This window comes from Psychrobacter sp. NZS113, assembly GCF_015864825.1.
Lineage (GTDB): Bacteria > Pseudomonadota > Gammaproteobacteria > Pseudomonadales > Moraxellaceae > Psychrobacter.
In genome coordinates this window covers 362,178-385,365 of the sequence record NZ_JADYWL010000004.1, presented here as the reverse complement: position 1 = coordinate 385,365, position 23,188 = coordinate 362,178, and the positions used below count along the sequence as shown (strand labels likewise).

General features: G+C 44.5%; 18 protein-coding genes. 15 read left to right on the top strand and 3 right to left on the bottom strand.

Annotated features, from left to right (window positions below; translation table 11 throughout):
* Nucleotides 1–111 precede the first annotated feature (111 nt).
* From nuoC to I6E61_RS08325, 12 genes are all read left to right on the top strand, one after another.
* Nucleotides 112–1,887 (top strand): NADH-quinone oxidoreductase subunit C/D, encoded by a 1,776-nt coding sequence (gene nuoC / locus I6E61_RS08380; protein ID WP_102092975.1) that lies wholly within the window; start codon nucleotides 112–114, stop codon nucleotides 1,885–1,887.
* Between the two features lie 174 nt (nucleotides 1,888–2,061).
* Nucleotides 2,062–2,571, top strand: coding sequence for an NADH-quinone oxidoreductase subunit NuoE (gene nuoE / locus I6E61_RS08375; protein ID WP_045444735.1), 510 nt, complete (start codon nucleotides 2,062–2,064; stop codon nucleotides 2,569–2,571).
* Entirely contained in the window at nucleotides 2,568–3,992 is a 1,425-nt protein-coding gene (gene nuoF, locus I6E61_RS08370; RefSeq protein WP_227685736.1) for an NADH-quinone oxidoreductase subunit NuoF, read from the top strand. The genes nuoE and nuoF overlap by 4 nt, the downstream gene beginning before the upstream one ends.
* A 10-nt stretch (nucleotides 3,993–4,002) precedes the next feature.
* Nucleotides 4,003–7,074, top strand: a complete 3,072-nt coding sequence (nuoG, locus tag I6E61_RS08365) for an NADH-quinone oxidoreductase subunit NuoG (RefSeq protein ID WP_197133080.1) — start codon at nucleotides 4,003–4,005, stop codon at nucleotides 7,072–7,074.
* Between the two features lies 1 nt (nucleotide 7,075).
* Entirely contained in the window at nucleotides 7,076–8,119 is a 1,044-nt protein-coding gene (nuoH, locus tag I6E61_RS08360; protein WP_197133077.1) for an NADH-quinone oxidoreductase subunit NuoH, read from the top strand.
* Nucleotides 8,120–8,174: 55 nt separating this feature from the next.
* Complete coding sequence (nuoI, locus tag I6E61_RS08355; protein ID WP_110922265.1) at nucleotides 8,175–8,723, top strand: NADH-quinone oxidoreductase subunit NuoI; 549 nt, start codon at nucleotides 8,175–8,177, stop codon at nucleotides 8,721–8,723.
* Entirely contained in the window at nucleotides 8,720–9,439 is a 720-nt protein-coding gene (nuoJ, locus tag I6E61_RS08350; RefSeq protein ID WP_197133074.1) for an NADH-quinone oxidoreductase subunit J, read from the top strand. Before nuoI ends, nuoJ begins: the two co-directional genes overlap by 4 nt.
* A gap of 98 nt (nucleotides 9,440–9,537) precedes the next feature.
* Nucleotides 9,538–9,846: an NADH-quinone oxidoreductase subunit NuoK gene (gene nuoK / locus I6E61_RS08345; protein WP_197133222.1), complete on the top strand. Its 309-nt coding sequence runs from the start codon at nucleotides 9,538–9,540 to the stop codon at nucleotides 9,844–9,846.
* A gap of 4 nt (nucleotides 9,847–9,850) precedes the next feature.
* Entirely contained in the window at nucleotides 9,851–11,725 is a 1,875-nt protein-coding gene (gene nuoL, locus I6E61_RS08340) for an NADH-quinone oxidoreductase subunit L (protein WP_197133071.1), read from the top strand.
* Between the two features lies 1 nt (nucleotide 11,726).
* Complete coding sequence (gene nuoM / locus I6E61_RS08335; protein ID WP_197133068.1) at nucleotides 11,727–13,352, top strand: NADH-quinone oxidoreductase subunit M; 1,626 nt, start codon at nucleotides 11,727–11,729, stop codon at nucleotides 13,350–13,352.
* A 3-nt stretch (nucleotides 13,353–13,355) separates the two neighbouring features.
* Nucleotides 13,356–14,834, top strand: a complete 1,479-nt coding sequence (gene nuoN / locus I6E61_RS08330) for an NADH-quinone oxidoreductase subunit NuoN (protein WP_197133065.1) — start codon at nucleotides 13,356–13,358, stop codon at nucleotides 14,832–14,834.
* A gap of 164 nt (nucleotides 14,835–14,998) precedes the next feature.
* Nucleotides 14,999–15,826 (top strand): ferredoxin--NADP reductase, encoded by an 828-nt coding sequence (locus tag I6E61_RS08325; RefSeq protein ID WP_197133062.1) that lies wholly within the window; start codon nucleotides 14,999–15,001, stop codon nucleotides 15,824–15,826.
* Nucleotides 15,827–15,932: 106 nt separating this feature from the next.
* Here I6E61_RS08325 and I6E61_RS08320 read toward each other — a convergent pair whose 3' ends face one another.
* Entirely contained in the window at nucleotides 15,933–16,730 is a 798-nt protein-coding gene (locus I6E61_RS08320) for a hypothetical protein (protein WP_197133059.1), read from the bottom strand.
* A gap of 531 nt (nucleotides 16,731–17,261) precedes the next feature.
* On the opposite strand from I6E61_RS08320, the gene I6E61_RS14360 reads away from it, so the two are divergent.
* Nucleotides 17,262–18,149 (top strand): energy transducer TonB, encoded by an 888-nt coding sequence (locus tag I6E61_RS14360; RefSeq protein ID WP_197133056.1) that lies wholly within the window; start codon nucleotides 17,262–17,264, stop codon nucleotides 18,147–18,149.
* A 306-nt stretch (nucleotides 18,150–18,455) separates the two neighbouring features.
* Nucleotides 18,456–19,340, top strand: a complete 885-nt coding sequence (locus I6E61_RS08310) for a mechanosensitive ion channel family protein (RefSeq protein WP_197133053.1) — start codon at nucleotides 18,456–18,458, stop codon at nucleotides 19,338–19,340.
* A 10-nt stretch (nucleotides 19,341–19,350) separates the two neighbouring features.
* On the opposite strand, the gene ybeY is transcribed toward I6E61_RS08310, so the two are convergent.
* Nucleotides 19,351–19,965: an rRNA maturation RNase YbeY gene (gene ybeY / locus I6E61_RS08305; RefSeq protein WP_197133050.1), complete on the bottom strand. Its 615-nt coding sequence runs from the start codon at nucleotides 19,963–19,965 to the stop codon at nucleotides 19,351–19,353.
* Between the two features lie 190 nt (nucleotides 19,966–20,155).
* The gene (locus tag I6E61_RS08300) at nucleotides 20,156–21,247 is read right to left on the bottom strand and encodes a PhoH family protein (protein WP_197133220.1); all 1,092 of its coding nucleotides are present in this window, start codon (nucleotides 21,245–21,247) and stop codon (nucleotides 20,156–20,158) included.
* Nucleotides 21,248–21,815: 568 nt separating this feature from the next.
* Here I6E61_RS08300 and I6E61_RS08295 point away from each other — a divergent pair.
* Nucleotides 21,816–23,165 (top strand): FAD-dependent monooxygenase, encoded by a 1,350-nt coding sequence (locus I6E61_RS08295; protein ID WP_197133030.1) that lies wholly within the window; start codon nucleotides 21,816–21,818, stop codon nucleotides 23,163–23,165.
* Nucleotides 23,166–23,188: the final 23 nt, after the last annotated feature.

The following is a 23,188-nucleotide window of genomic DNA, read 5'->3' as shown; positions in this document are numbered from 1 at the left end:
GATAGCAACAACCTCAATATTTTATGCGCTCATCATAGTTCGGTTATGATTGACATAGCTTGGTTATGACTAACATAGTTCAGTTATGATTAATGAAGGAATACATCATTCATGGTCACGGTAGTCGAAAACATAGATCCTAAGATTAAGCCTGTCCCAGCCGTTATCAAAGAGCTGGAGCAGAAGTATGCCGGTAAGTTTGTCGTGCAGCACACTGTTGATGAGATTCCAACGGTTTGGGTTGCGCGTGCGGATTTACTCGATGTTCTCTTATTCCTGCGTAAATTGCCACAGCCATACGTCATGCTATTTGACTTGTCAGCGATAGATGAGCGTTTGCGCCAGCATCGTCAAGGCTTACCTGACAGTGACTTTACGGTGTTTTATCACCTAATGTCGCTTGAGCGCAATAGTGACGTACGTATCAAGGTCGCGCTGAGCGAAGACGACGTCAATGTACCGAGCGCCACCAATATTTGGCCAAATGCCAACTGGTATGAGCGTGAAGTATGGGACATGTTCGGTATTGTCTTTACGGGCCATCCGCATTTGACCCGTATCCTATTGCCTAAATACTGGGAAGGTCATCCACTGCGTAAAGAGTATCATGCGCGTGCGACGGAATTTACCCCGTACTTCTTGAATACCGCTAAGCAGCAATACGAGCAAGAGAACCTGCGTTTTGTCCCAGAAGAGTGGGGCATGAAGCGTTCAGGTCGCGATGAAGACTTTATGTTCTTGAACATCGGTCCTAACCATCCCTCTGCTCACGGTGCATTCCGTTTGGTGCTACAGCTTGATGGTGAAGAAGTCGTCGATTGTATCCCTGATATTGGCTATCACCATCGCGGCGCAGAAAAAATGGCTGAGCGTCAAACATGGCACTCATTTATTCCTTATACCGACCGTATCGATTATCTTGGCGGTGTGATGAATGAGCTGCCGTACATCATGTCAGTCGAAAAGCTGGCAGGAATCACCATTCCACCACGCGCTGAAACCATCCGCGTGATGATGAGTGAATTTTTCCGTATTACCAATAACTTGCTGTTCGTCGGTACGTTCATTCAGGATGCGGGCGGTATGACCCCTGTATTCTATATGTTTACCGATCGCCAAAAAGCTTATGATGTCATCGAAGCCGTGACTGGCTATCGTATGCATCCCGCTTGGTTCCGTATCGGCGGTACTGCTGCTGACCTGCCACGTGGCTGGCAGCGTCTGGTGCGTGAGTTCCTAGATTGGATGCCAAAACGCTTGGACGAATATGTCAAAGCGGCATTGCAAAACAGTGTGCTCAAAGGCCGTACTCAAGGTGTTGCTCAATATAATGCCAAGCAAGCATTGGCTTGGGGCGTCACTGGTGCAGGTCTGCGCGCGACAGGTGTTGACTTTGACCTGCGTAAAGCACGTCCATACATGGGCTATGAGAATTACGACTTTGAAGTGCCAGTCGGTTATAACGGCGATGCTTATGACCGTTGTATGGTCAAAGTCGAAGAGATGCGTCAGTCGTTACGCATCATTCGCCAGTGCATGGACAATATGCCACAAGGCCCTTACAAAGCGGACCATCCACTAGCGGTACCACCGCCGAAAGACCGTACACTAAATGATATCGAAACGCTGATTAACCACTTTATCTCAGTATCTTGGGGTCCTGTGATGCCAGCGGGCGAGTGTACGACGATTGTAGAAGCGACCAAAGGTTTGAACAGCTATTACATCACTTCAGATAAGGCGACGATGAGCTATCGTACTCGTATCCGTACGCCGACGTTTGCGCATTTGCAGCAGATGCCATCGGTGATTAATGGTTCGCTCGTCTCTGATGCCATTATGTATTTGGCATCGATTGATATTGTTATGGCCGATTGTGATCGCTAATACTTTGATCGTTCATGCTTTGATCAGAAAATTATCGTTATTAAAGAACTACGTTTATCAATATATCATTGCCAAATGGCACACCAAAATGCTGATATCTTGCCATGTAGCGACACTCATAAAACTGTCGCTATTAGCTGATAAAGCGTGATGAGTGAGGACAGATAGAAGACTATGAAAATTGTTTCCGACAAAATGCCAAAAGTAGATGTGGCAAGCATCCTCACTAGCGAGGAAATTGCGGCTATTCATGAGTTTATGCACCATTATCCACAGGCGCGTGCTGCCTCGTTAGATGCGCTAAAAATCGTGCAAAAGCGCAATGGCTGGGTCGATGATGCACAAGTGAATGCCATTGCCAATATTTTAGATATTCCGATGTCAGATATGGATGGGGTCGCCACTTTCTTTAACCGTATTTATCGTCAGCCTGTCGGTCGCCATGTCATCCTTATTTGTGATTCAGTGGCTTGTTTTTTGACAGGTTATGAGGCGTTATCAGCTGAAATCAGATCGCAGCTGGGTATTGAGTATGGTCAGACGACGGCTGATGGTCGCTTTACGCTATTGCCAATTTGCTGCTTGGGTAACTGTGACAAGGGTCCTGCTGTGTTGATTGACGAAGACACGTATGGTCCTGTCCAGCCTGAAGAGGTAACGCAATTATTGGAGCTATACGCATGAGATTAACACTTTCAGAGCAAATTGCTCAACGTAGCCAAGGCAAAGCGCCAAGCCAGCTTAATGAGCAGCGCATTCCAATTTATGGTGATAAAGCCACAGCGACTAGCGAAACCAAACCGTTAACATGGCGTCTAGCACATCATGACGCAGTGCTTGATTTGGCCACCTACGAATCTCTAAAAGGTTTCACTGGTTTAAAGCAAGCTTTGAGTCAATCGCCTAAAGAAGTCGGCAATATGATCAAAGCTGCCAACGTCAGAGGTCGCGGCGGTGCAGGTTTTAATGCTGGTTTGAAATGGACATTTATGTCACCGCCAGATGGTTTGCCGCGTTATCTCATTTGTAATGCTGATGAGATGGAGCCAGGTACCTTTAAAGATCGTTTACTGATGGAGCGTCTACCGTTTCAGTTAATTGAAGGTATGTTGATTACCGCGCATGCGATTGGCGCAACTGACGGTTATATCTTTATCCGCGGTGAGTACATCTTGGCCGCTGAACGTTTGGTCGCTGCTATCGAAGAATGCTTGGCTAACAATCTAATGGGCAAGAATATTTTAGGCTCAGATTTTAGCTTTAATCTGCATGTGCATACTGGCGCTGGACGTTATATCTGCGGTGAAGAAACGGCACTGATTAATTGTCTAGAAGGTCGCCGTGCTAACCCACGTACCAAACCGCCTTTCCCGCAAATTTCTGGTGCATGGGGTCGTCCAACGGTTGTCAATAATGTTGAGACTTTATGCAATATGCCAGCCATCTTAAACCATGGCGTCGAATGGTATCAGTCGTTATCTAATATCAAAGGCAAGAGCCAGACACCAGGTACCAAACTGTTTGGTTGTTCAGGTTTGGTCAATGACCCAGGTCTGTGGGAGTTACCGTTTGGTTATACGGCGCGCGAAATCATTGAAGATTTAGCGGGTGGTATGATCGATGGCAAAACCCTCAAAGCTTGGCTACCGGGCGGTGCTTCTACTGACTTTCTAACCACTGAGCATTTAGATGTGGTGGTGGATTTTGATACCATTCAAAAAGCAGGTAGCCGTATGGGTACTGGGCTGATTATGGTGGTGGATGAAGCGCAAGATATGGTGCCACTCGTTCGCAATCTCGAAATTTTCTTTCAACGTGAATCATGCGGTTGGTGTACACCATGCCGTGATGGTCTACCTTGGGGTGTCAAACTGCTTACCGCTATCAATGATGGTGAAGGGCAAGTAGGCGATGTGGAAAAATTAGAGGGCCTCACGCGTGACTTATGGATTGGTAAAACATTCTGTGCGCATGCCCCAGGTGCGATGGAACCACTAATGAGTGCGATTAAATATTTCCGTCCAGAGTTTGATCAAAAAATCACTCAGGCGGTTGGTGTAGATATCATTGATGCTGCAGCCAATCAACAGCCAGTAGTGAAATAAGGAGAGCGGCATGGCAGTCATACATATTGATGGAACCACTGTCGAAGTAGATAGCGCGGATAACTTGCTACAAGCTTGTTTATCCCTCGGCATTGATGTGCCGTATTTTTGTTATCATCCAGCCCTTGGCTCAGTAGGCTCGTGCCGTCAGTGCGCGGTCAAGCAATTTCAAAACAAAGAAGATATGGAAGCAGGTCGCGGTCGTCTCGTGATGTCATGTATGGTCGCTCCTGGCGATGACATGTATATCTCGGTCACTGACGATGAAGCCAAAGCATTCCGCAAGTCGATGGTTGAGTTACTTATGACCAATCATCCACATGATTGTCCAACCTGTGAAGAGGGTGGGCATTGCCATTTGCAAGATATGACCTATATGTCGGGTCATAGCCGTCGTCGCTATCGCTTTACCAAACGCACCCATCACAACCAAGAGCTTGGTCCATTCATCGCGCATGAGATGAACCGTTGTATCGCTTGCTATCGTTGTGTACGTTTTTATAAAGACTACGCAGGCGGCGAAGATTTGGGCGTTTATGGCTCAAACAACCGTGTGTATTTTGGCCGTGATAAAGATGGTCAGTTCGAAAGCGAATTCTCAGGCAATTTAACGGAAGTCTGCCCAACCGGTGTGTTTACTGATAAAACGCATTCTGAACGTTATAACCGTAAATGGGACATGCAGTATGCGCCAAGCATCTGTCATGGCTGCTCAGCAGGTTGTAACATCTCACCAGGAGAGCGTTATGGTGAATTACGCCGTATCGAAAACCGCTATAACGGCGAAGTAAACCGCTATTTCTTATGTGACCGTGGTCGCTTCGGTTATGGCTATGTCAATCGTGAAGATCGTCCAACGCAAGCGCTTGAACGTATCAATGATAAGCATGTCAAAATCAATATTGACTACGCACTCGATGAAACCATCAAACGTATCAAAGATAAAAAAGTCATCGGTATTGGCTCACCGCGCGCCAGTCTAGAAACCAACTTTGCGCTAAAAAACCTAGTTGGCTTTGATAAATTCTCAACGGGTCTCAATCATCAGCAGCAAGCGCTGGTTAATAAATGCATCGAAGTATTAAGTACCGATGGCATTTATAACCCAAGTATGACGGACATTGAAAGCCATGATGCGGTACTCGTATTAGGTGAAGACATCACGCAAACTTCATCACGTGTTGCGCTGTCAGTACGTCAAGCTGCAAAAAATGAAGGCCTGAAAATGGCAGCGGCATTGCAAACGCAGCCGTGGCTTGCTGAACCAGTTAAGCGTATTGCTCAAGATGCACTAAGCCCAGTCTATGTCATTGATGTGACTCAGACTAAGCTAGAAGATATCAGTAAAGTGAGTGTGGTGGCGACACCTGAAGACATCACTAAACTTGGCTTTAAAGTCGCTGACGAAATTGCTAACTTCGCTGATGATTTAGCAGAGATAGCAGATCCACAAGCGGCTGAGCAAGATGCCAGTACTGAGACTGATGGTATGCAAGCATTAGCGAAGCAAATCGCTTATGACTTGATTCAAGCGGATAAGCCACTGGTTATCTCGGGTAGTAGCTTATCGTCTACCGCATTGATAGAAGCAGCGGCGCAGATTACTCAAGCATTAACGCAAAAACGCTCGGCTATCAAAGCCACTGAGCAGCAGCAAGTTGAAGCGCATAACGCCAAAGTGGAAGCTCAAGCGCAGTCTGCTAATGATCAGCCTGAAGAAGATCAAGACTTATCTGCTAAGCCAAACAAACCTGAAACGGGCGTGAATACAGAAGCGCAAGATGATGTAGAACGCGCACCTGCCGAACCGCTCGAATTAAAAGAAGTAAACAACCGTTATCATGCACAAGCAGGTATCTACTTAACGGTTACCGATGCTAATAGCATGGGTGTTTGCATGCTTGGCGGTCAATCAGTAGAAGAGTTGTTAGCGACTGATTTCGATGTGGTTATCGTCGCTGAAAATCAGCTGACTGATGCCATCGATGCTAATAAATTGACGCAGTTATTATCTGATAAAACTGTCATTGCACTGGATCATCAGCTGCTTGATTGGCATAAAGATGTCGATATTGTATTGCCAGCGGCTAGTTTTGCAGAAGCAGACGGCACGTTGATATCTGCTGAAGGCCGTGCACAGCGTTTCTTCCAAGTCTATGATAACGAATACTATCATCCGATGAGTAGTATCAAAGAAGGCTGGCGCTGGTTACATGCAGTGCATAGCAGCATTGAAGGTCGTGATGTCGATTGGACGCAGCTAGATGATGTTATCAATGCATTGATCGCAACCCATCCTAAGCTTGCTGGGATTAAAGGCGCTGCACCTGATGCTGCTTACCGTATGACGGGTCTTAAAATTGCTCGTCAACCGCGTCGTTATTCAGGTCGTACCGCTATGCGTGCCCCGATATCAGTACATGAGCCGATGCAACCAAAAGATTTAGACACTGGTTTAACCTTCTCAATGGAAGGTTATAGCGGTAAAGAAACACCAAGCTCGATGATTCCTTTTGCCAATGCGGCAGGTTGGAACTCACCGCAAGCATGGAATAAATACCAAGACAAGGTCGGTGGCCATCTCAAAAATGGTGATCCGGGTGTGCGTTTGTTCGATCAGCTATCACGTTTAGAAAAACGCCAATATGTGGCGCCAGAAGCGATGTCTGCGACGACGACTGATATGCAGCAAGGCCAAGCGAAGCTAGTGCCTATCTACAATATCTACGCCAGTTCAATGATGGCTTCTCGTAGTCCGATCGTCGCTGAGCAACTGCCTGTTGCCGCATGGCGTATCGGTATGGATGATGCTAAGGACTGGAATATTACTGCTGGTGATTACTTGGCGATTGAGATTGATAAGCAACAAATCACCTTGCCAGTACAGATTGTCGGTTACTTAGCGGAAGGTTGTATCGGTTACCCAGTTGGACAGGTGAGTATCATTCACCCGTCGATGCCAGCGTCGGTACGTAAAGTTGATGCACCAGTCACTATGATGGGCAGTATGGCTAACGATATGATGAACAATAACGATGCTGCGCACGTAAATGCAGCGCCGATCACCACACAGGAGGTGTAATATGCAAGTTACTCGTATTATCCCTGATGTGCCAAGCTTTCTGACTGGTAGCCTAAGCTTTGATGCTTGGTCTATCTTATTTCTGGTTGGGCAGTCACTGGTTATCTTCTTAGTCGTGGTATTGGTTGCGGCGATGATGATTATCTATGAGCGCCGTATGTTGGCCTTATGGCAAGATCGTTATGGTCCAAACCGTGTGGGTCCATTTGGTTCACTGCAGCTGGTTGCTGATATGCTAAAAATCTTCTTTAAAGAAGATTGGACGCCGAACTTTACCGATAAATTTATGTTTACCTTGGCACCTGCGGTCGCGATGTTTACCGCATTGGCCTCATTTGCCATTATTCCTATCTCGCCAACGCTTGGCGTTGCTGATTGGGATATCGGTATTCTGTTCTTCTTTGCCATGGCGGGTATTGCTGTCTATGCAGTGATGTTCGGTGGTTGGGCGTCTGCAAACAAGTTCTCGCTATTGGGCGGCCTACGTTCAGCGGCACAAACCATCAGTTATGAAGTGTTTTTGGGTTTGTCGTTGATGGGTGTGGTCGCACTGACAGGCTCATTTAACTTACGTGCCATTGTTGAAGCACAAGCAGACGGCTGGTATATCATCCCGCAGTTTTTTGGCTTTTTGACTTTTGTAGTGGCTGGTGTTGCTGTTACGCATAGACATCCATTTGACCAACCAGAAGCAGAGCAAGAGCTGGCCGAAGGGTATCATGTTGAATATTCTGGCATGAAGTTTGGTATGTTCTTTATCGGAGAATATGTCAACGTTGTCTTGATTTCTGCATTGATGACTTGCTTGTTCTTTGGCGGTTGGCTTGCGCCTTTCAATTTAGATATTCCATTTATTCCACCAGCTTTTTGGTTCATGATTAAAACACTGTTTTTTATGACGATGTTTGTTTTGGCTCGTGGCTCACTTATGCGTCCGCGCTATGATCAAGTGATGAATTTTGGTTGGAAAGTCTGTCTGCCAGTAACACTGATTAATCTGTTGGTTACTGCTGCAGTCATTTTGATCTTTTCCCCAACGTTGTAATCATCACTAGCCATCATTGATGAACTAGGGTAAAGCTGATAAGGATAATAATCCCATGTTTACTACCATAAAAAAGACCGTCATTGGTATATTTACCATTGTTCGCAGTATGTGGATGGTCAATAGTCATGCGCTCAGGCCACGCGACACCATTCTTTATCCTGAAGAGCCCGTACCAGTACCGCCGCGTTTTCGTGGGCGCATTGTACTGACGCGTGACCCTGATGGTGATGAGCGCTGTGTTGCTTGTAACTTATGTGCTGTGGCCTGTCCCGTTGGCTGTATCTCATTACAGAAAGCTGAGCGCGAAGACGGCCGCTGGTATCCAGAGTTTTTTAGAATTAACTTTTCGCGCTGTATTTTTTGCGGATTGTGTGAAGAGGCATGTCCAACGACAGCCATTCAAATGACACCTGACTTTGAGTTGGGTGAATATAAGCGCCAAGATTTGGTCTATGAAAAAGAGCATTTGCTTATTTCAGGACCAGGTAAATATCCCGATTATAACTATTATCGTGTGACGGGTATGGCGGTAGCGGACAAACCAAAAGGGGCGGCGCAAAATGAAGCTGCACCTATTGATCTAAGGAGTTTGCTGCCATGATGAACATTTTGAACCATCCTGAGTTGGCAGGGTTTTATTCGCTCGCAGCAGTGGCAGTATTTGCCAGTTTGCGCGTGGTGACCCAAGCCAATCCAGTGCATGCTATTTTGTCGATGATTGTGTCATTGTTAGCGATTGCTGGCATATTCTTTGTGCTCGGTGCACCATTTGCAGGGGCACTAGAAATCGTTGTTTACGCTGGTGCCATTATGGTGCTGTTTGTCTTTGTCATTATGATGCTGAACTTGGGCATGAGCAATGATGAGCGTGAAGAGCGTTGGCTTGATGCTGGCACTTGGGCGATACCGACAGGGTTGACGATAATCATTGCCGTTGTGCTATATGCGATGATTGGTCTCAATCATGACGAAGCAGCGATGATTGGCGGTACGACAATATCTGCCAAAGCAGTCGGCACGGTGTTATTTACCAAATATGTCATGCTGATAGAAGTGGCGGCATTATTATTGCTAGCTGCTCTGGTCGCTGCTTATCATCTAGGTAAAGAATCTATAGATGACGAAGTTGAGAGTAATGCCAGTCAAGCATTCAAACCAAGTGTGGGTAGTGTTAAACAGCATGACAATAATGGCACTCATACACAGCATGATGCCGTAGAAATGGCTCAGCCTTACGAGTATAAAGATGTTGACCCGCTTGATTATGTCAGTATGAACATAGGTGCAAACAAAGTCACGCGCAAGGAGTCAGACTAATGGTACTAGCAGCAAGCGTGGCACAAGACGTGTCAAACGTGCCGTTTGCCCACGAGGTAGCAGGCTTAATGCAGCCAGCTGTTGAGGCGCAGAATGTACTGGGTATGATACCCATGAGCCACGGAATGATTTTGGCAGGTGTTTTATTTGCTATCGGACTGTGCGGCGTCATGGTACGTCGTAACTTCCTATTTATGCTAATGAGCCTTGAGATCATGATGAACGCGGCAGCATTAGCATTTGTGGTGGCAGGTAGTCGCTGGGTCGATCCAGATGGACAGATTATGTTTATCTTTATTTTGACGTTAGCAGCAGCAGAGGCCGCCATTGGTTTGGCAATATTATTGCGGTTTTATCATCAGCGTGGGCATCTAGATGTCGATAGCGCCAATGAGATGAAAGGATGATGTCATGAGTTTATTACCATTAACCTTTATATTCCCGCTCGTTGGCTTTTTGATTTTAGCCTTTATGCGCGACAAGCTAACAGAGCAGGTGGCAGCGATTGTGGGCGTTGGTAGCATGCTGCTATCAGCACTATGTACGCTATTCGTGAGCTATACCTTTTTGACCACCAATCCAGCAGGAACGATCGTAGAAGTTCCGCTGTGGACATGGTTCCAAGTGGGCGATTTTGCCCCGCATTTTGGCTTGAGCTTTGATGGTCTTGCATTGACTATGACTGGTGTTATCACTGGGATTGGCTTTTTGATTCATCTGTTTGCCTCTTGGTATATGAAAGGTGACACTGGCTTTGCCCGTTTCTTTAGCTATATGAATTTGTTCGTTGCTAGCATGCTATTGCTGGTATTGGCAGATAACTTGTTTCTACTCTATCTCGGTTGGGAAGGCGTCGGTATCTGCTCATACCTGTTGATTGGTTTTTATTACCATGACCGAGCCAATGGTATTGCTGCGATGAAAGCTTTTACGGTTACTCGCGTGGGTGATGTGTTCTTAGCCTTTGGTTTGTTTTTATTATTCCGTGAATTCGGTACGCTTAATATTCAAGAGATTATTACGCGCGCCCCAGAAGTGTTTGATATCAATAATCCAACGATGATGCTGACGACGATGATGCTCGTTGGCGGCGCGATGGGTAAATCAGCGCAGTTGCCACTACATACGTGGCTGGCTGATGCGATGGCAGGTCCAACACCAGTATCGGCATTGATTCACGCCGCAACGATGGTAACAGCAGGCGTCTATTTGATAGCCCGCCTACATCCATTGTTTGAGCTGACACCAGGTATATTATTGTATTGGGTCGGCGGCGTGGGTGCATTGACGCTTATCGTTGCAGGTTTCTGTGCACTGGCACAGACGGATATCAAACGTATCCTTGCTTATTCAACGATGAGTCAGATCGGCTATATGTTCCTAGCACTTGGTGTGGGCGCATGGCAAGGCGCTATCTTCCATCTGATGACGCATGCTTTCTTTAAAGCGCTGCTGTTCTTATCATCAGGTGCGGTCATCCTTGCCGTACACCATGAGCAAGATATCTTCAAAATGGGCGGTCTACGCAAAAAGATACCATTGGTATTTTGGTGCTATGTCGTCGGTGGTGGTGCACTTGCAGCCATACCTTGGGTCACCGTTGGCTTTTATTCTAAAGAAGCGATTCTTTGGGAGACTTATGCCACAGGTCATCTAGTATTGTTCTATATGGGTGTGTTCGGCGCTTTCCTAACCGCGATTTATACATTCCGTATGATTTGGATTATCTTCTTTGGTGAAGAAAAAACGCCTGCACACAAATTATCAGGCATGTCGTATTGGTTGCCGTTGACGGTATTGCTAGTACTATCTACAGCCGTTGGTGCATGGATTACACCGCCATTAGATGGTGTATTACCAGAGAGTGTTGGTCACTTATTAGAAGTCGCGGGTCAAGCACATGCTAAGCATACTGCAGAATATATCGCGATGGGTGCAATGGGCGCGGGCTTGATATTGGCAGCATTATTATACGTCTTAGATAAAGGTAGAATGCTTACCAGCTTTAAGCGCTCACGTATTGGTGGGGCGCTATATCACTGGTGCTATCATGGCCTAGGCTTCGATGCGCTATACGATGTAATTTTCGTAAAACCCTTTTTGTTCATCGGCCGCTTACTTAAAGCCGACCCTATTGATAAAACGTGGCTCATCCTACCTAAGCTGGCTTCAGTAGGTAATAAGGTGTTGTCTGCGACGCAAACAGGGTCACTTCGAGGTTATGCTGCAAGCTTTGGCTTGGGTATGGCTATATTGCTGGTGCTGGTAATGATGACGGTGGTATAAGATGATTGAGTTACAACAAACGTGGATGCTACCAGCATTAATCGCAATTCCTTTTATTGCAGGATTGCTATGTTGGTTGGTCGAACGGTTTAATAAACGTCTACCGCGCTGGATTGCTTTAATCGGCATGACGCTGACCTTTGTATTGTCATTAGTATTGTGGCATTACGGTGACTTTAGCGGAATGAGTAAGCAAGTGATTGCCCCAAGCGCAAATGTGCCTTGGGTTGCTGAATTCAGCGTGCCATGGATACCGAGCTTTGGTATTAGCTTTCATTTGGCATTAGATGGTTTGTCACTGATGATGGTGGCTTTGACAGGACTGCTCGGTATTGCAGCGGTTGCCTGTTCGTGGAATGAGATCCAACGCCGAGTTGGTTTCTTTCACCTGAACTTGTTATGGAGCTTAGGTGGCGTCATTGGTGTTTTCTTAGCCATTGATCTGTTCTTGTTCTTCTTCTTTTGGGAGATGATGCTGGTTCCTATCTACTTCTTGATCGCGATTTGGGGTCATGATGTGGTTGGCAAAACCAAAGAATATGCAGCAACCAAGTTCTTTATTTATACCCAAGCTTCTGGGCTGATTATGCTCATTGGTATCTTGATGTTGGTCATTATTAGCTACGCGCAAAAAGGCGTGGTAAGCTTCAACTATAATGACTTGCTCGGTACGTCGCTGGGTGGTTGGGAATATCCAATCATGCTGTGTTTCTTTATCGGTTTTGCGGTGAAATTGCCAATTATCCCTTTCCATGGTTGGTTGCCAGATGCGCATGCACAGGCACCAACGGCAGGCTCAGTGGATTTGGCTGGTGTACTGATTAAAACTGCAGCATACGGTCTGATTCGTTTTGTCTTACCACTATTCCCAGCAGCGTCACAAGAGTTTGCGCCGATAGCGATCACCTTAGGTACGATTGGTATCTTCTATGGGGCATGGCTAGCCTTTATGCAGACCGATATGAAGCGTTTGCTGGCTTATACTAGTATCTCGCACATGGGTTTTGTGGTCTTAGCAATCTATGCTGGTACGTTACTCAGCTTGCAAGGTTTGATGATTCAGATGCTGGCACATGGTCTTAGCTCAGCGGCATTGTTCATTATGGCTGGTCAGTTATATGAGCGCCTGCACACACGTGATTTGACCTTAATGGGTGGCATGTGGGGGCAGTTCCGCTATTATGCGCCGATATTGATGTTCTTCTGCGCAGCGTTACTTGGTATCCCAGGTACAGGTAACTTCATTGGCGAGTTCATGATTTTATTTGGCTCATTTGCTCAATACCCTGTGTTTGTAGTCTTTGCGACATTCAGTTTGGTACTAGCAGGGCTATACTCACTTATTCTGATTCATCGCGCGTTATTTGGTAAAAACAACATCCAAGAGGTCGCAATACAAGAAACTAAGTCACATGGTTTGCCACCGCGCAAACTCAAAGATTTGGGCAAGCGTGAGTTGTCATTGTTACTAATGCTAGCTGCCGGACTGGTTTGGCTTGGGTTATATCCACAGCCTTTCCTTGATACGTCAAGTCACGCGATGCAGTGGATTAACAATGCATATACCTATAGTCAAGTAACACAAGTAGATGCGTCGCACCTGCTTGATGCAATGGAGGCACGTTAAGTCATGAATGATATTACGATGAATGATTTGATGGGATTGTTGCCTTATGCGCCAATCATTACCGTAGTGATTACGGTACTAGTGGTCATGATTGCCATCGCAGTTAAACGCTCACATATGGTGACGGGTACAGTTACCGTCGTTGGTTTAAACATTGGTTTATTTACTTTGCTTGGTCAAATGACTGGCATCGTGAACAGTGGAACCATGATACCAAGTGCTGAACAGTTATTTGTGATTGATAACTTTGCTCAGTTTAATATGGTAATCATTTTTATCTGTGCATTGGCTTGCTGTACGCTGTCTTATGCGTACTTAGCAAACCTCAAGGACAATAAAGAAGAGCTGTATTTGCTCATGTTGTTATCGACGATTGGTGCTTTGCTGATGGTCAGTGCTCAGCATCTAGCGTCATTCTTTATGAGCTTAGAGATGCTGTCTATACCACTGTACGGTATGCTGTCATACACTTATATGCGCAAAAACTCACTTGAGTCTGGTCTAAAGTACCTAGTGCTATCTGCGACGGCCTCGGCCACTTTATTGATGGGTATGGCATTTATTTATGCAGAAGTAGGGTCACTGGCATTTAAGCCTATTAGTGTGGAATTGAGTAATCTTTTTGAATCGCCACTGTTGATATTAGGCGCGGCGATGATGATGTTTGGTATTGCGTTTAAACTGTCTGCTGCCCCTTTTCATATGTGGACGCCAGATGTGTACGAGGGCGCACCAGCACCTATCGCGACCTTCTTGGCATCTGTATCAAAAGTTGCGATGATGGCCCTTGCGGTGCGATTCTTAATTGATACCGCTTTGCTAGCACTACCATCAGTGCAAATGTTATTGATGGTAATGGCGACCTTATCTATCTTGGTGGGTAACTTACTAGCCGTACGTCAGACCAGTCTGAAACGCCTACTAGGTTATTCTTCTATTTCTCATATGGGCTATGTGTTGATCGTGATTGTCAGCATTGGGAGGGCAGCGGATAGCATCTCTAGTATGTATATGGCTGTTTACGCATTGACCTCTATCGGTGCCTTTGGGGTAGTGACTCTCATGTCGAGTCCGTATCGTCTATCTGGTGAAGCTGATGAGTTGACTCATTATCAAGGGCTGTTCTGGCGTCGTCCAGTGCTGACTGCAGTTATGACTATCATGATGTTGTCATTGGCTGGTATTCCGTTGACGGCAGGCTTTATCACTAAGCTATTTGCCATATTGGCTGCGGTACAAGGAACCAACTGGTTCTTGGCAGCAATGATTATTTTAGGCAGCTCGATCGGTCTATTCTATTATCTGCGTGTGATGCTTACGCTGTTTAAACGTCCTAAGCAGTTTATTGAATTCGATGTTTCTAGCCAATGGGCGATGCGTACTGGCGGTATCATGATTATTGCGGTCACAGCGATGATTATCTTCTTCGGTATCTTGCCAAGCAATATGATTGAATGGTCAAATTTAGCACGTATTTGGTAATTTTAAGATAGAGGTGAGATAAGTCGCTGCATGTGTCTTATCTACTGTTACGGTTAGAAAACCAAGATGCGCCAGCTTTATGATAAGCTTGGCGCATCTTTTATTTTGTATCGTTTAAAGTTTTATAAAAATAACTAACAATAAAAAGCGAGTGGCCAATTCTTATGAGTGACAATATTCAAACGGTAACCGTGCTTAGCAAAACCACGTGGACGCCAAACCTATTTAGTTTTACGGTCAGCCGTCCTGACAGCTTTAAATTTACTGCTGGTCAGTTCGTGCGCTTGGGTGTCAACCCCAGTCAATTAAAGTATTATCAGCAAATCGAAGCCAATGATGACACCTCTGATACGGCATTAAATGAAGACATCTTTCGTGCGTATTCGATTATCTCTTCGCCATTCGACGAAGTATTAGAGTTTTTCTCTATCGTAATCCCTGACGGTGCATTTACCTCACAGTTGCAACATTTACAAGTAGGGGATGAGTTGCTTCTCAACACCTTGCCATTTGGGTTTTTAACATTGGCGCGTTATCAAAAACCACTGCCCAAGGATCTATGGTTGCTCGCGACAGGTACTGGTCTGGCACCATTTTTATCCATGCTACAGGATTTGAAGACGTGGGAAGATTATGAGCATATTGTACTGGCCTACAGCGCGCGTTCGCTAGAAGAGCTCGCTTACGTTGAAAAGATTGAAAGTCTGCAAGAAGACTTTGGCCCGTTAGTTGAGAATCCAGCGAAATTAATATTTATCCCTATCGTGACTCGTGAGCCTGTCGAAGGCGCATTAGCAGAACGTCTGCCAAAGCTGCTACTAGACGGCACGTTACAAGCGCGTGCAGGCATTGATTTGGATGTCGATACTACGCATGTCATGTTATGTGGCAACCCAGATATGGTCGAAGATACCAAAGAGGCGTTGAAGACATTAGGTTTGGTGATGAATCGCCGAGGCGAGGGTAATATCGCTGTAGAAAACTATTGGTAGCCATATAACTGATTTGAGTATTCTACAGATCTGCTTTGACAAAATAAAAACGCTGAGCTTCAAAGACTGTTGCTTTGAAGGTCAGCGTTTTTTTACGGTGAAACAGTTAAACTTGGCTTGGTTCAGTCGCATCATCTACGGGATTAACAGGACCTTGCATCAACTCAGGTTCATCATCGTCACTAATAATATCTTCGTTGCTACTTGCAGCTAGTAAGTCACGATAATTAATCTGAGTCTTTAAAATCATTTGCTCTTCTTCAAGCTCGCCATAATTCACTTGTACTTTGTGTAGAGTGCTTATGATTTTCTTGTTATTTTTGAGCCAGCGATTAATATCAATGTAGATGACTTCATCTTTTGCGCGGGCAATATTGATATAAGATAGTAGAAATCCTAACGGATCTTTTTTGAGAATACTGTGATAGAACCAAACGAACAGTTTGACACCTTGGCGTTTTAGAAAAGACTCGCAGCGTAAGTTGAGTATGTCAGTATATGTCTGCTGACCAAACACAAAACGCTGAACATTACGATCGAGCTGGACATGAATCAAGCCAAAGTTACTTGCGATTTTCACATAGATGCCTGACACGTTAATCGTACAGTACAAGCGGAACCAGTCATCATGCATCTCAACACGCAACTCTAAAATGGCCTTTACGTTATCTGTGACGAATTTCTGTAGTGCGTCATTGACGTACTCTTGTGTCACTGGCAGCGCAAGTTCATCTTCAAATTTATCCGTTGTTCTATCATATATCTGTCTGATAGATTGGGTAAGGCGCTCCCAACCACCGCTAAATGACTCGTCGAATCGGTAGCCTAAATTCTCAAAGAATTCGTCAAAATTGTCTGAAGTATCCATGTTATCAAAATCACTCAAACTTCTTATCCTTATCATTATAGGGGTGCATCATTGTATAGCGCGCCCAGAATAGCTGATCAAAAAATGGTCGATGGGCTTTTATTGATAATACGATGCTTATTGAAATACAGTATATATTAAATATGATGGCTTCAAAATGCACACATGTACTTTGTAGTCATTCATTCTATCGATATAGAACATCAGAATATATCACTGACATCGATTATTTTGGGGAAATATAAATTGTAGGTAATAAGAAATCTATTTTTTATAATAGTGTTCACCCTATAGACGTTGGTATATAAGATGCCTACAGCGCAATCACTAACGCTTTATCATCTGGCGTATGCGATTTGTATTAGATTTGACGGTATTTTTTAATCATTCGACTAAAGAATTGTAAACCTTGTATGAGTGCGTTAGATTGCTAACGTACAGGTTCTCGTGGTGACATGATTCTATGTCATGGTATGATAGCGCCAGAATAAATCATACATACCATTATGATGCTTATTTTTTGCTGTTTTATACTTATAAGCTCGTACCCATAAGCTGAGATCGACTGTGGCCTATATTAAAGACTCACAAAGCTATCACTTTTCCGCACAAGTACCTAAGCGAGATATTAGTTTACCTATCGCTATTGTTATCGCAGTTGGTATACATGTGCTTATTATTTTTGGTGTTAGCTTTTCTATGGGGAAAGACCCCGCTGCGATGATGCAAGATGTCGCAAAAGCACTGACTGACAATATGAAGCCAAATGAGGATGCTCATTTTATTGCTGATGCCTCTCAAGAAGGTGGTGGTACAGTACAAGAGCAACTGAGACAAGAGACGGATCAGATTAGCCCATTGTCTGCTGAGCAAATGAGTGAAACACAAGATGTGATTAGCTTGCAACGGCAAGTTCGACAGCAGCAGTATCAAGAGAGTTATCTACGTACGACGTTAAGTTGGCGCCAAGCCAATGTAGAGTCAGATAATGATAGCAAAAAAGAACAAGACGATATGATTGCACAAGAGGAGCGTCTACGAAAACAAGTCGCCACCTTAGAGGCGCAGTTATCTCAGCGTCAACAAGTTTATGCTACCAAATCTAAAGTGGTGACTGTCGATAGTAATTCAACGACACGTGGTGCAGCAGCGGACTATATCAACACGTTTCGTGAACATGTCGAGCGCATTGGTAATCTACATTATCCCGTACAAGCACGCGCGCAAGGCATCACTGGTGAAGTACGTCTGATGGTCATTATTAGCAGCGATGGCAACATTAAAGCCATTCGTCTGTTAGAAAGCTCAAACTCAACGATACTAGATGAAGCTGCAAAGCAGTCTGTACGACAAGCGGCACCTTTTGGGGCATTCACTAAAGATATGAGTGATATTGTAGAGTTGCGTCTGATTCGTACCTATCAATACAGCGATAAAGTGAACGTGACTTATTAAGATGCTTCTTAAGATGGTTCGAATGTAATCAATGATAAAAACTAGAATAAAGCATAATAGTTTATGCTTTATCCTAGGGCGTGTCATCAATTAGCACATTAATACATTTAGTGACCTTAAAGTGGCTAAATTTTGCTAAACATCGTTAGAAATTTTGTCAATATGTTCATATTAACGGCAGTTTCTTCCTCGTTCATCTACAATTTTTCTCATTTTAAGAATCACAATCTAATCGATGACACGCCCTAGTTTTTATATGATAGATACCCAAATTCATAAAATACAGATATAAAATAAAGAGTCATTATGGAATTTTTAGGTTTTACCATAGATATTGCTGCGCTAACTAGCAGTGCGTTAAGTCTAGTAATAAAAGTAGCACTAGCAATAGTAATATTTGTCGTGGGTCGTTGGCTTGCTAAAAAAGCAGTCGCTATCGCACAAAAAATCATGCTGCGTAGCCACTTAGATGACACTGTCGCTAGTTTTTTGGGTCGTTTAATCTACGGTGTACTATTGGTCGTAGTTGTACTAGCAGCGCTCAGCAAAGTTGGTGTGCAAACGACATCGGTCGTAGCCATACTAGGTGGTGCCGCCGTTGCGATCGGTCTATCACTAAAGGATCAGCTGTCTAACTTTGCCGCTGGTATTATGATTGTGACGTTTCGTCCATTTGTCCGTGGTGACTACGTGCAAATACTGGGTCATACAGGTACGGTGTCTGAGATCAATCTGATCAATACGCATCTGACCACGACCACTAATCACGATATTATTATCCCTAATGGTGACATCACCACATCCGCGACTATCAACTATTCGTCGTTACCCAATCGCCGCGTCGATATCACTATCGGTATTGGTTACGACGCCGATATCAAGACCGCAAAAGATATCATGATAAAGTTAGCCACCGACAACCCGCTAGCCTTTACCGACCCTGCACCTATCGTACGTGTGACCAACTTAGGGGACAATTCAGTTGATTTGACCTTAAATGTTTGGACCACCAATGCGGATTGGTGGAGTATGCAATGTGATTTGCTTGAGCAGTTTAAATATGCGCTTGATGATAATAAGATCGACATTCCATTCCCGCAACGCAGTGTACATGTTAAAGGTTTAGAGATGTTGATGGGCAACAAAAACGAATCGCCATTGCCATCTTTAGAGAAAGATCAAAACCTTTAAATCGTATTCATTATAAATAGGGGTTTGGTAGGTTTAGGCCTGCCAAAACCTCAATTTCAAACTGCTCCATCTCATCTTGTTCAGCTTGTCCAAGCTCATGATCAAATCCAAGCAAGTGCAGCACACCATGTGTTAGTAGATGGCTAATGTGCTGTGCGACAGTTTTCTCTTGTTCTGCGGCTTCACGCACTATCACATCATGGCAGATAATCAGCTCACCAAGCGCTAGGGTCGGCATCAGCTCGATGATAGCGGCTGGCAAGTCACTAGGATAAGACAGAATGTTGGTCGCATAATCCTTGCCTCGAGCTTCCAGATTCAACTCACGACCTTCCGTCTCATCAGTGATATATATATCAAGTGATTTGGCTTTTTCTAGCCATAACTCAACATCAATATCTGCAAAATAAGGCAGTACTAAACCACTATTAATGCGACCATCTATATAATCTAAAGTTGCCATCATCACAGGTAGTAGCGTGTCACGATGATAAAAAGTATCGAGTAGTGTGTCATCAATACTACTCGTTGCACTGATGTCTAATATCTCAAAGCTTTCATCATTATTAGTGATATCAGTTGCCTTATTTTGGCTAAAACTGTCATCGTCGTTATACTGGCTCATATTGTTCTCTCCTTAATTTATTGTCATGTCGTTTGTTTAATTTGCTAGAACTACTCAAGGCTAACTTACTAACTCTAATCTACTATGCTAATTATCAGTCTAGCAGCAAAAAACCGGACTACTAATCAGTAGTCCGGTTTTGCATTTCTATATTTGCCTTTCTAAGGTGGCAAATATCAAACCTACTATCTTATAGCTTTGCAGCAGCATTAGCGATGGCTTGTCTGCGCTCTTGTTCTTTGATGCGCTCAAACTTACGTTTTTCTTCTAATATGATTTGCTCTTCATCAAACACATCATAGGCTTCGACGATTTTTTGTACCAGTTGATGGCGCACCACGTCTTTTGAGTCAAATTTAGTGATATGAATCTCTTCGATGCCACTTAAGATCTCCATCGCTTGTGCCAAGCCTGACTTGTGACCACGGGGCAAATCAACTTGGGTCACGTCACCAGTAATCACGGCTCGCGAGCCAAAACCCAAACGGGTCAAAAACATTTTCATCTGCTCAGGTGTAGTGTTTTGCGCTTCATCCAAGATGACAAACGAATTGTTTAATGTACGACCGCGCATATAGGCAAGGGGAGCGATTTCGATGACTTGTTTTTCAATCAGCTTGCCTACTTTTTCGACGCCGATCATCTCATATAGCGCATCGTACAATGGACGCAAGTAGGGATCGATTTTTTGCGTCAAATCACCTGGTAAAAATCCCAATTTTTCACCAGCTTCTACTGCTGGACGCACCAATAAAATCCGCTCAATCTCGTTACGCTCAAGCATATCCACGGCGCAAGCAACCGCTAGATACGTTTTACCCGTACCAGCAGGGCCAATACCAAATGAGACGTCAGAGTTCAGCACACTTTGGACATAGGTCTGCTGGTTGCCACCGCGAGGAATGATACGACCCTTACGCGTGCGCAAGCTAACGGGCGTAAATTCACTAGCGACATCGAAGTCTTCTTCTTCGGCAGCTTCCTCTGCCTGTTGCGCATCGGCTGCCATGTCTTCGTCACGAGAGATGCTCGATTGGATAATGAGATGCAGCTCTTCTGCGCTGATGTCTTTTTTGTTTTGTGCTTCATCTACCATCTTGTAGATAATACGCTCACCACGCTCAACACCAGTCACATCACCGCTCAGGCAAAAATCACCTTGACGTTGCATGATTTTGATATCGAGGCGTTTTTGGATGTATTTCATGTGATTGTTGTATTCACCTAGCACGATTTTGAGCTGTGCTGGCGTCAATGATTCAAATTTTATACGGCGGCTCATGGAATCAGTCAAGCGATTATCCTTTTATTGTGTGCCCAAAGTGATGTTGTTTTATTAAGCTTTGGACTTAAGAGATAAAGTAGTCGGTCGTTATTGTCTTGGCTTTAAATGGTAGAGATAGAAATGACGGTAGCAGTGCTGTTGGTTTTGTTGTTTGTTTTAGGAATGGTTATAAGTCACGGTCTTGCCTTTATTATGGTAGATAGTTTTTAAATTTCAAGCCATACATCATATACGTGACGCTGTTTTTGTATGGTGATTGCAACGGTCATGCTTTATTGAATGCTTTTATGAGGCTAATAGCTTTTACGTGTCAATCTGATATTAAATTAGTCTTCAGTAGTACAAGATATCACGAATTTTTAGTACACGCTTTGTCTACTGTTAAGGGCACGGAGCGATAGATAATTTGTGGTAATCTATGAGTGATATCATAGCGCTTTGTAATTAAATTTAAAACATGAATAAAATGAGCAGGGTCATAATATTAAAGTGACTAATAATAGCAATCAATGGCCCATTAACCGCTCATAGAAAGCACGCCCCATACAATAAAGTAGGAATAATAATGATACAAAATGCTGATTTAAATTTATCAAATGCTAAAAGCAAAGTTGAGAATGCAGTTGAAAACAATGTAATTGAAAACATAGCTGATAATAGTAAGGCAATCACGGCGCAGCAAGTACTTATCGCGGGTGGTGGTCATGTCGGTTTATCCTTTGCATTGCTGCTAGCGAATCAGGGTATTGCCAGCACGTTATTAGAAAAAAACAGCTATCCAACTATCAGTCCAAAAGATGATGACAATCGCAGTCACTATTTGGACAGTCGCAATACGGCGCTATCACGCCGCACGGTACAGATTTACCAAGAGATTGGCCTGTGGGATGAGTTACAAAGCCATGCCTGCCGTATCGACTCAGTACAGGTTAGCGAACAAGGCAGCTTTGGCCGTGCGCAACTCAATAAAGCTGAAGAAAAAGTAGAGTCATTTGGTCAAGTAATAGAAAATGCATGGCTCGGACGCAAGCTTCTATTAGCCGCGCAGCAAGCACCATTGGTCACGTTGATTGATAATGCCAATGTCAGCGCAGTGACACAAAAAGCGGACGGTGTCACGCTGAGCTTTAGCCATTATGGTGAAGAGGAACAAGAGCAGCAATTACAGGGTAGTGTTTTGGTCGCTTGTGATGGCCGCGACTCTACCGTGCGTCAGCTATTGGATATTGGCACGACCACTTATGACTATCAGCAAACAGCTATCGTGGGTGTGGTAGAAACCTCTATGCCGCATGAGCATGTGGCGATTGAGCGTTTTAGCCCAGCGGGTCCACTTGCTGTACTACCATTGACCGATCCAAATGGCGACGGCAATGATGAGTACCAGAGTGGCTATAGACGCTCGGTCGTTTGGGTATGTCCAAAGGGTGAAGAAAAACGTTATCTAGAAGATGATGCGCATTTTTTACAGACACTGCAGCAAGCCTTTGGTCAACGAGCTGGCAAGTTTGTCGCTGCTGGTCGCCGCGGCGCTTATCCACTGACACGTGTGTTAGCAGACAAGCAAGTAGACGGTCGTTGCGTGGTCATGGGTAATGCCGCTCACACACTGCATCCCGTAGCAGGGCAAGGCTTTAATCTGTGTATGCGTGACGCGCATGTATTGGCGCAGATGATGAATGCGCAAGTACTGAAGGGCGCAGATATTGGTGATCCAACGCTACTCAAGCGCTATGAAAAAGCACGTCTAAGCGATCAAAAACGAGTCATTCGTTTCTGTGATGCTGTGGTACATGGCTTTACCCATCCTAATCCAGTTATAAAGCTGGCAAGAAATGTGGCTCTAGTCGCCTTTGATAAACTGCCAAATATTAAACCACTGGTTGCGACCTACGCGATGGGCTTAAAGTCATAATTCTATAAATAGATTTATAACTA

Coding starts and splice junctions, on each gene's coding strand:
- nuoC (WP_102092975.1), top strand. CDS start 112: ATGGTCACGGTAGTCGAAAACATAGATCCTAAGATTAAGCCTGTCCCA.
- nuoE (WP_045444735.1), top strand. CDS start 2,062: ATGAAAATTGTTTCCGACAAAATGCCAAAAGTAGATGTGGCAAGCATC.
- nuoF (WP_227685736.1), top strand. CDS start 2,568: ATGAGATTAACACTTTCAGAGCAAATTGCTCAACGTAGCCAAGGCAAA.
- nuoG (WP_197133080.1), top strand. CDS start 4,003: ATGGCAGTCATACATATTGATGGAACCACTGTCGAAGTAGATAGCGCG.
- nuoH (WP_197133077.1), top strand. CDS start 7,076: ATGCAAGTTACTCGTATTATCCCTGATGTGCCAAGCTTTCTGACTGGT.
- nuoI (WP_110922265.1), top strand. CDS start 8,175: ATGTTTACTACCATAAAAAAGACCGTCATTGGTATATTTACCATTGTT.
- nuoJ (WP_197133074.1), top strand. CDS start 8,720: ATGATGAACATTTTGAACCATCCTGAGTTGGCAGGGTTTTATTCGCTC.
- nuoL (WP_197133071.1), top strand. CDS start 9,851: ATGAGTTTATTACCATTAACCTTTATATTCCCGCTCGTTGGCTTTTTG.
- nuoM (WP_197133068.1), top strand. CDS start 11,727: ATGATTGAGTTACAACAAACGTGGATGCTACCAGCATTAATCGCAATT.
- nuoN (WP_197133065.1), top strand. CDS start 13,356: ATGAATGATATTACGATGAATGATTTGATGGGATTGTTGCCTTATGCG.
- I6E61_RS08325 (WP_197133062.1), top strand. CDS start 14,999: ATGAGTGACAATATTCAAACGGTAACCGTGCTTAGCAAAACCACGTGG.
- I6E61_RS08320 (WP_197133059.1), bottom strand. CDS start 16,730: ATGATAAGGATAAGAAGTTTGAGTGATTTTGATAACATGGATACTTCA.
- I6E61_RS08310 (WP_197133053.1), top strand. CDS start 18,456: ATGGAATTTTTAGGTTTTACCATAGATATTGCTGCGCTAACTAGCAGT.
- ybeY (WP_197133050.1), bottom strand. CDS start 19,965: ATGAGCCAGTATAACGACGATGACAGTTTTAGCCAAAATAAGGCAACT.
- I6E61_RS08300 (WP_197133220.1), bottom strand. CDS start 21,247: ATGAGCCGCCGTATAAAATTTGAATCATTGACGCCAGCACAGCTCAAA.
- I6E61_RS08295 (WP_197133030.1), top strand. CDS start 21,816: ATGATACAAAATGCTGATTTAAATTTATCAAATGCTAAAAGCAAAGTT.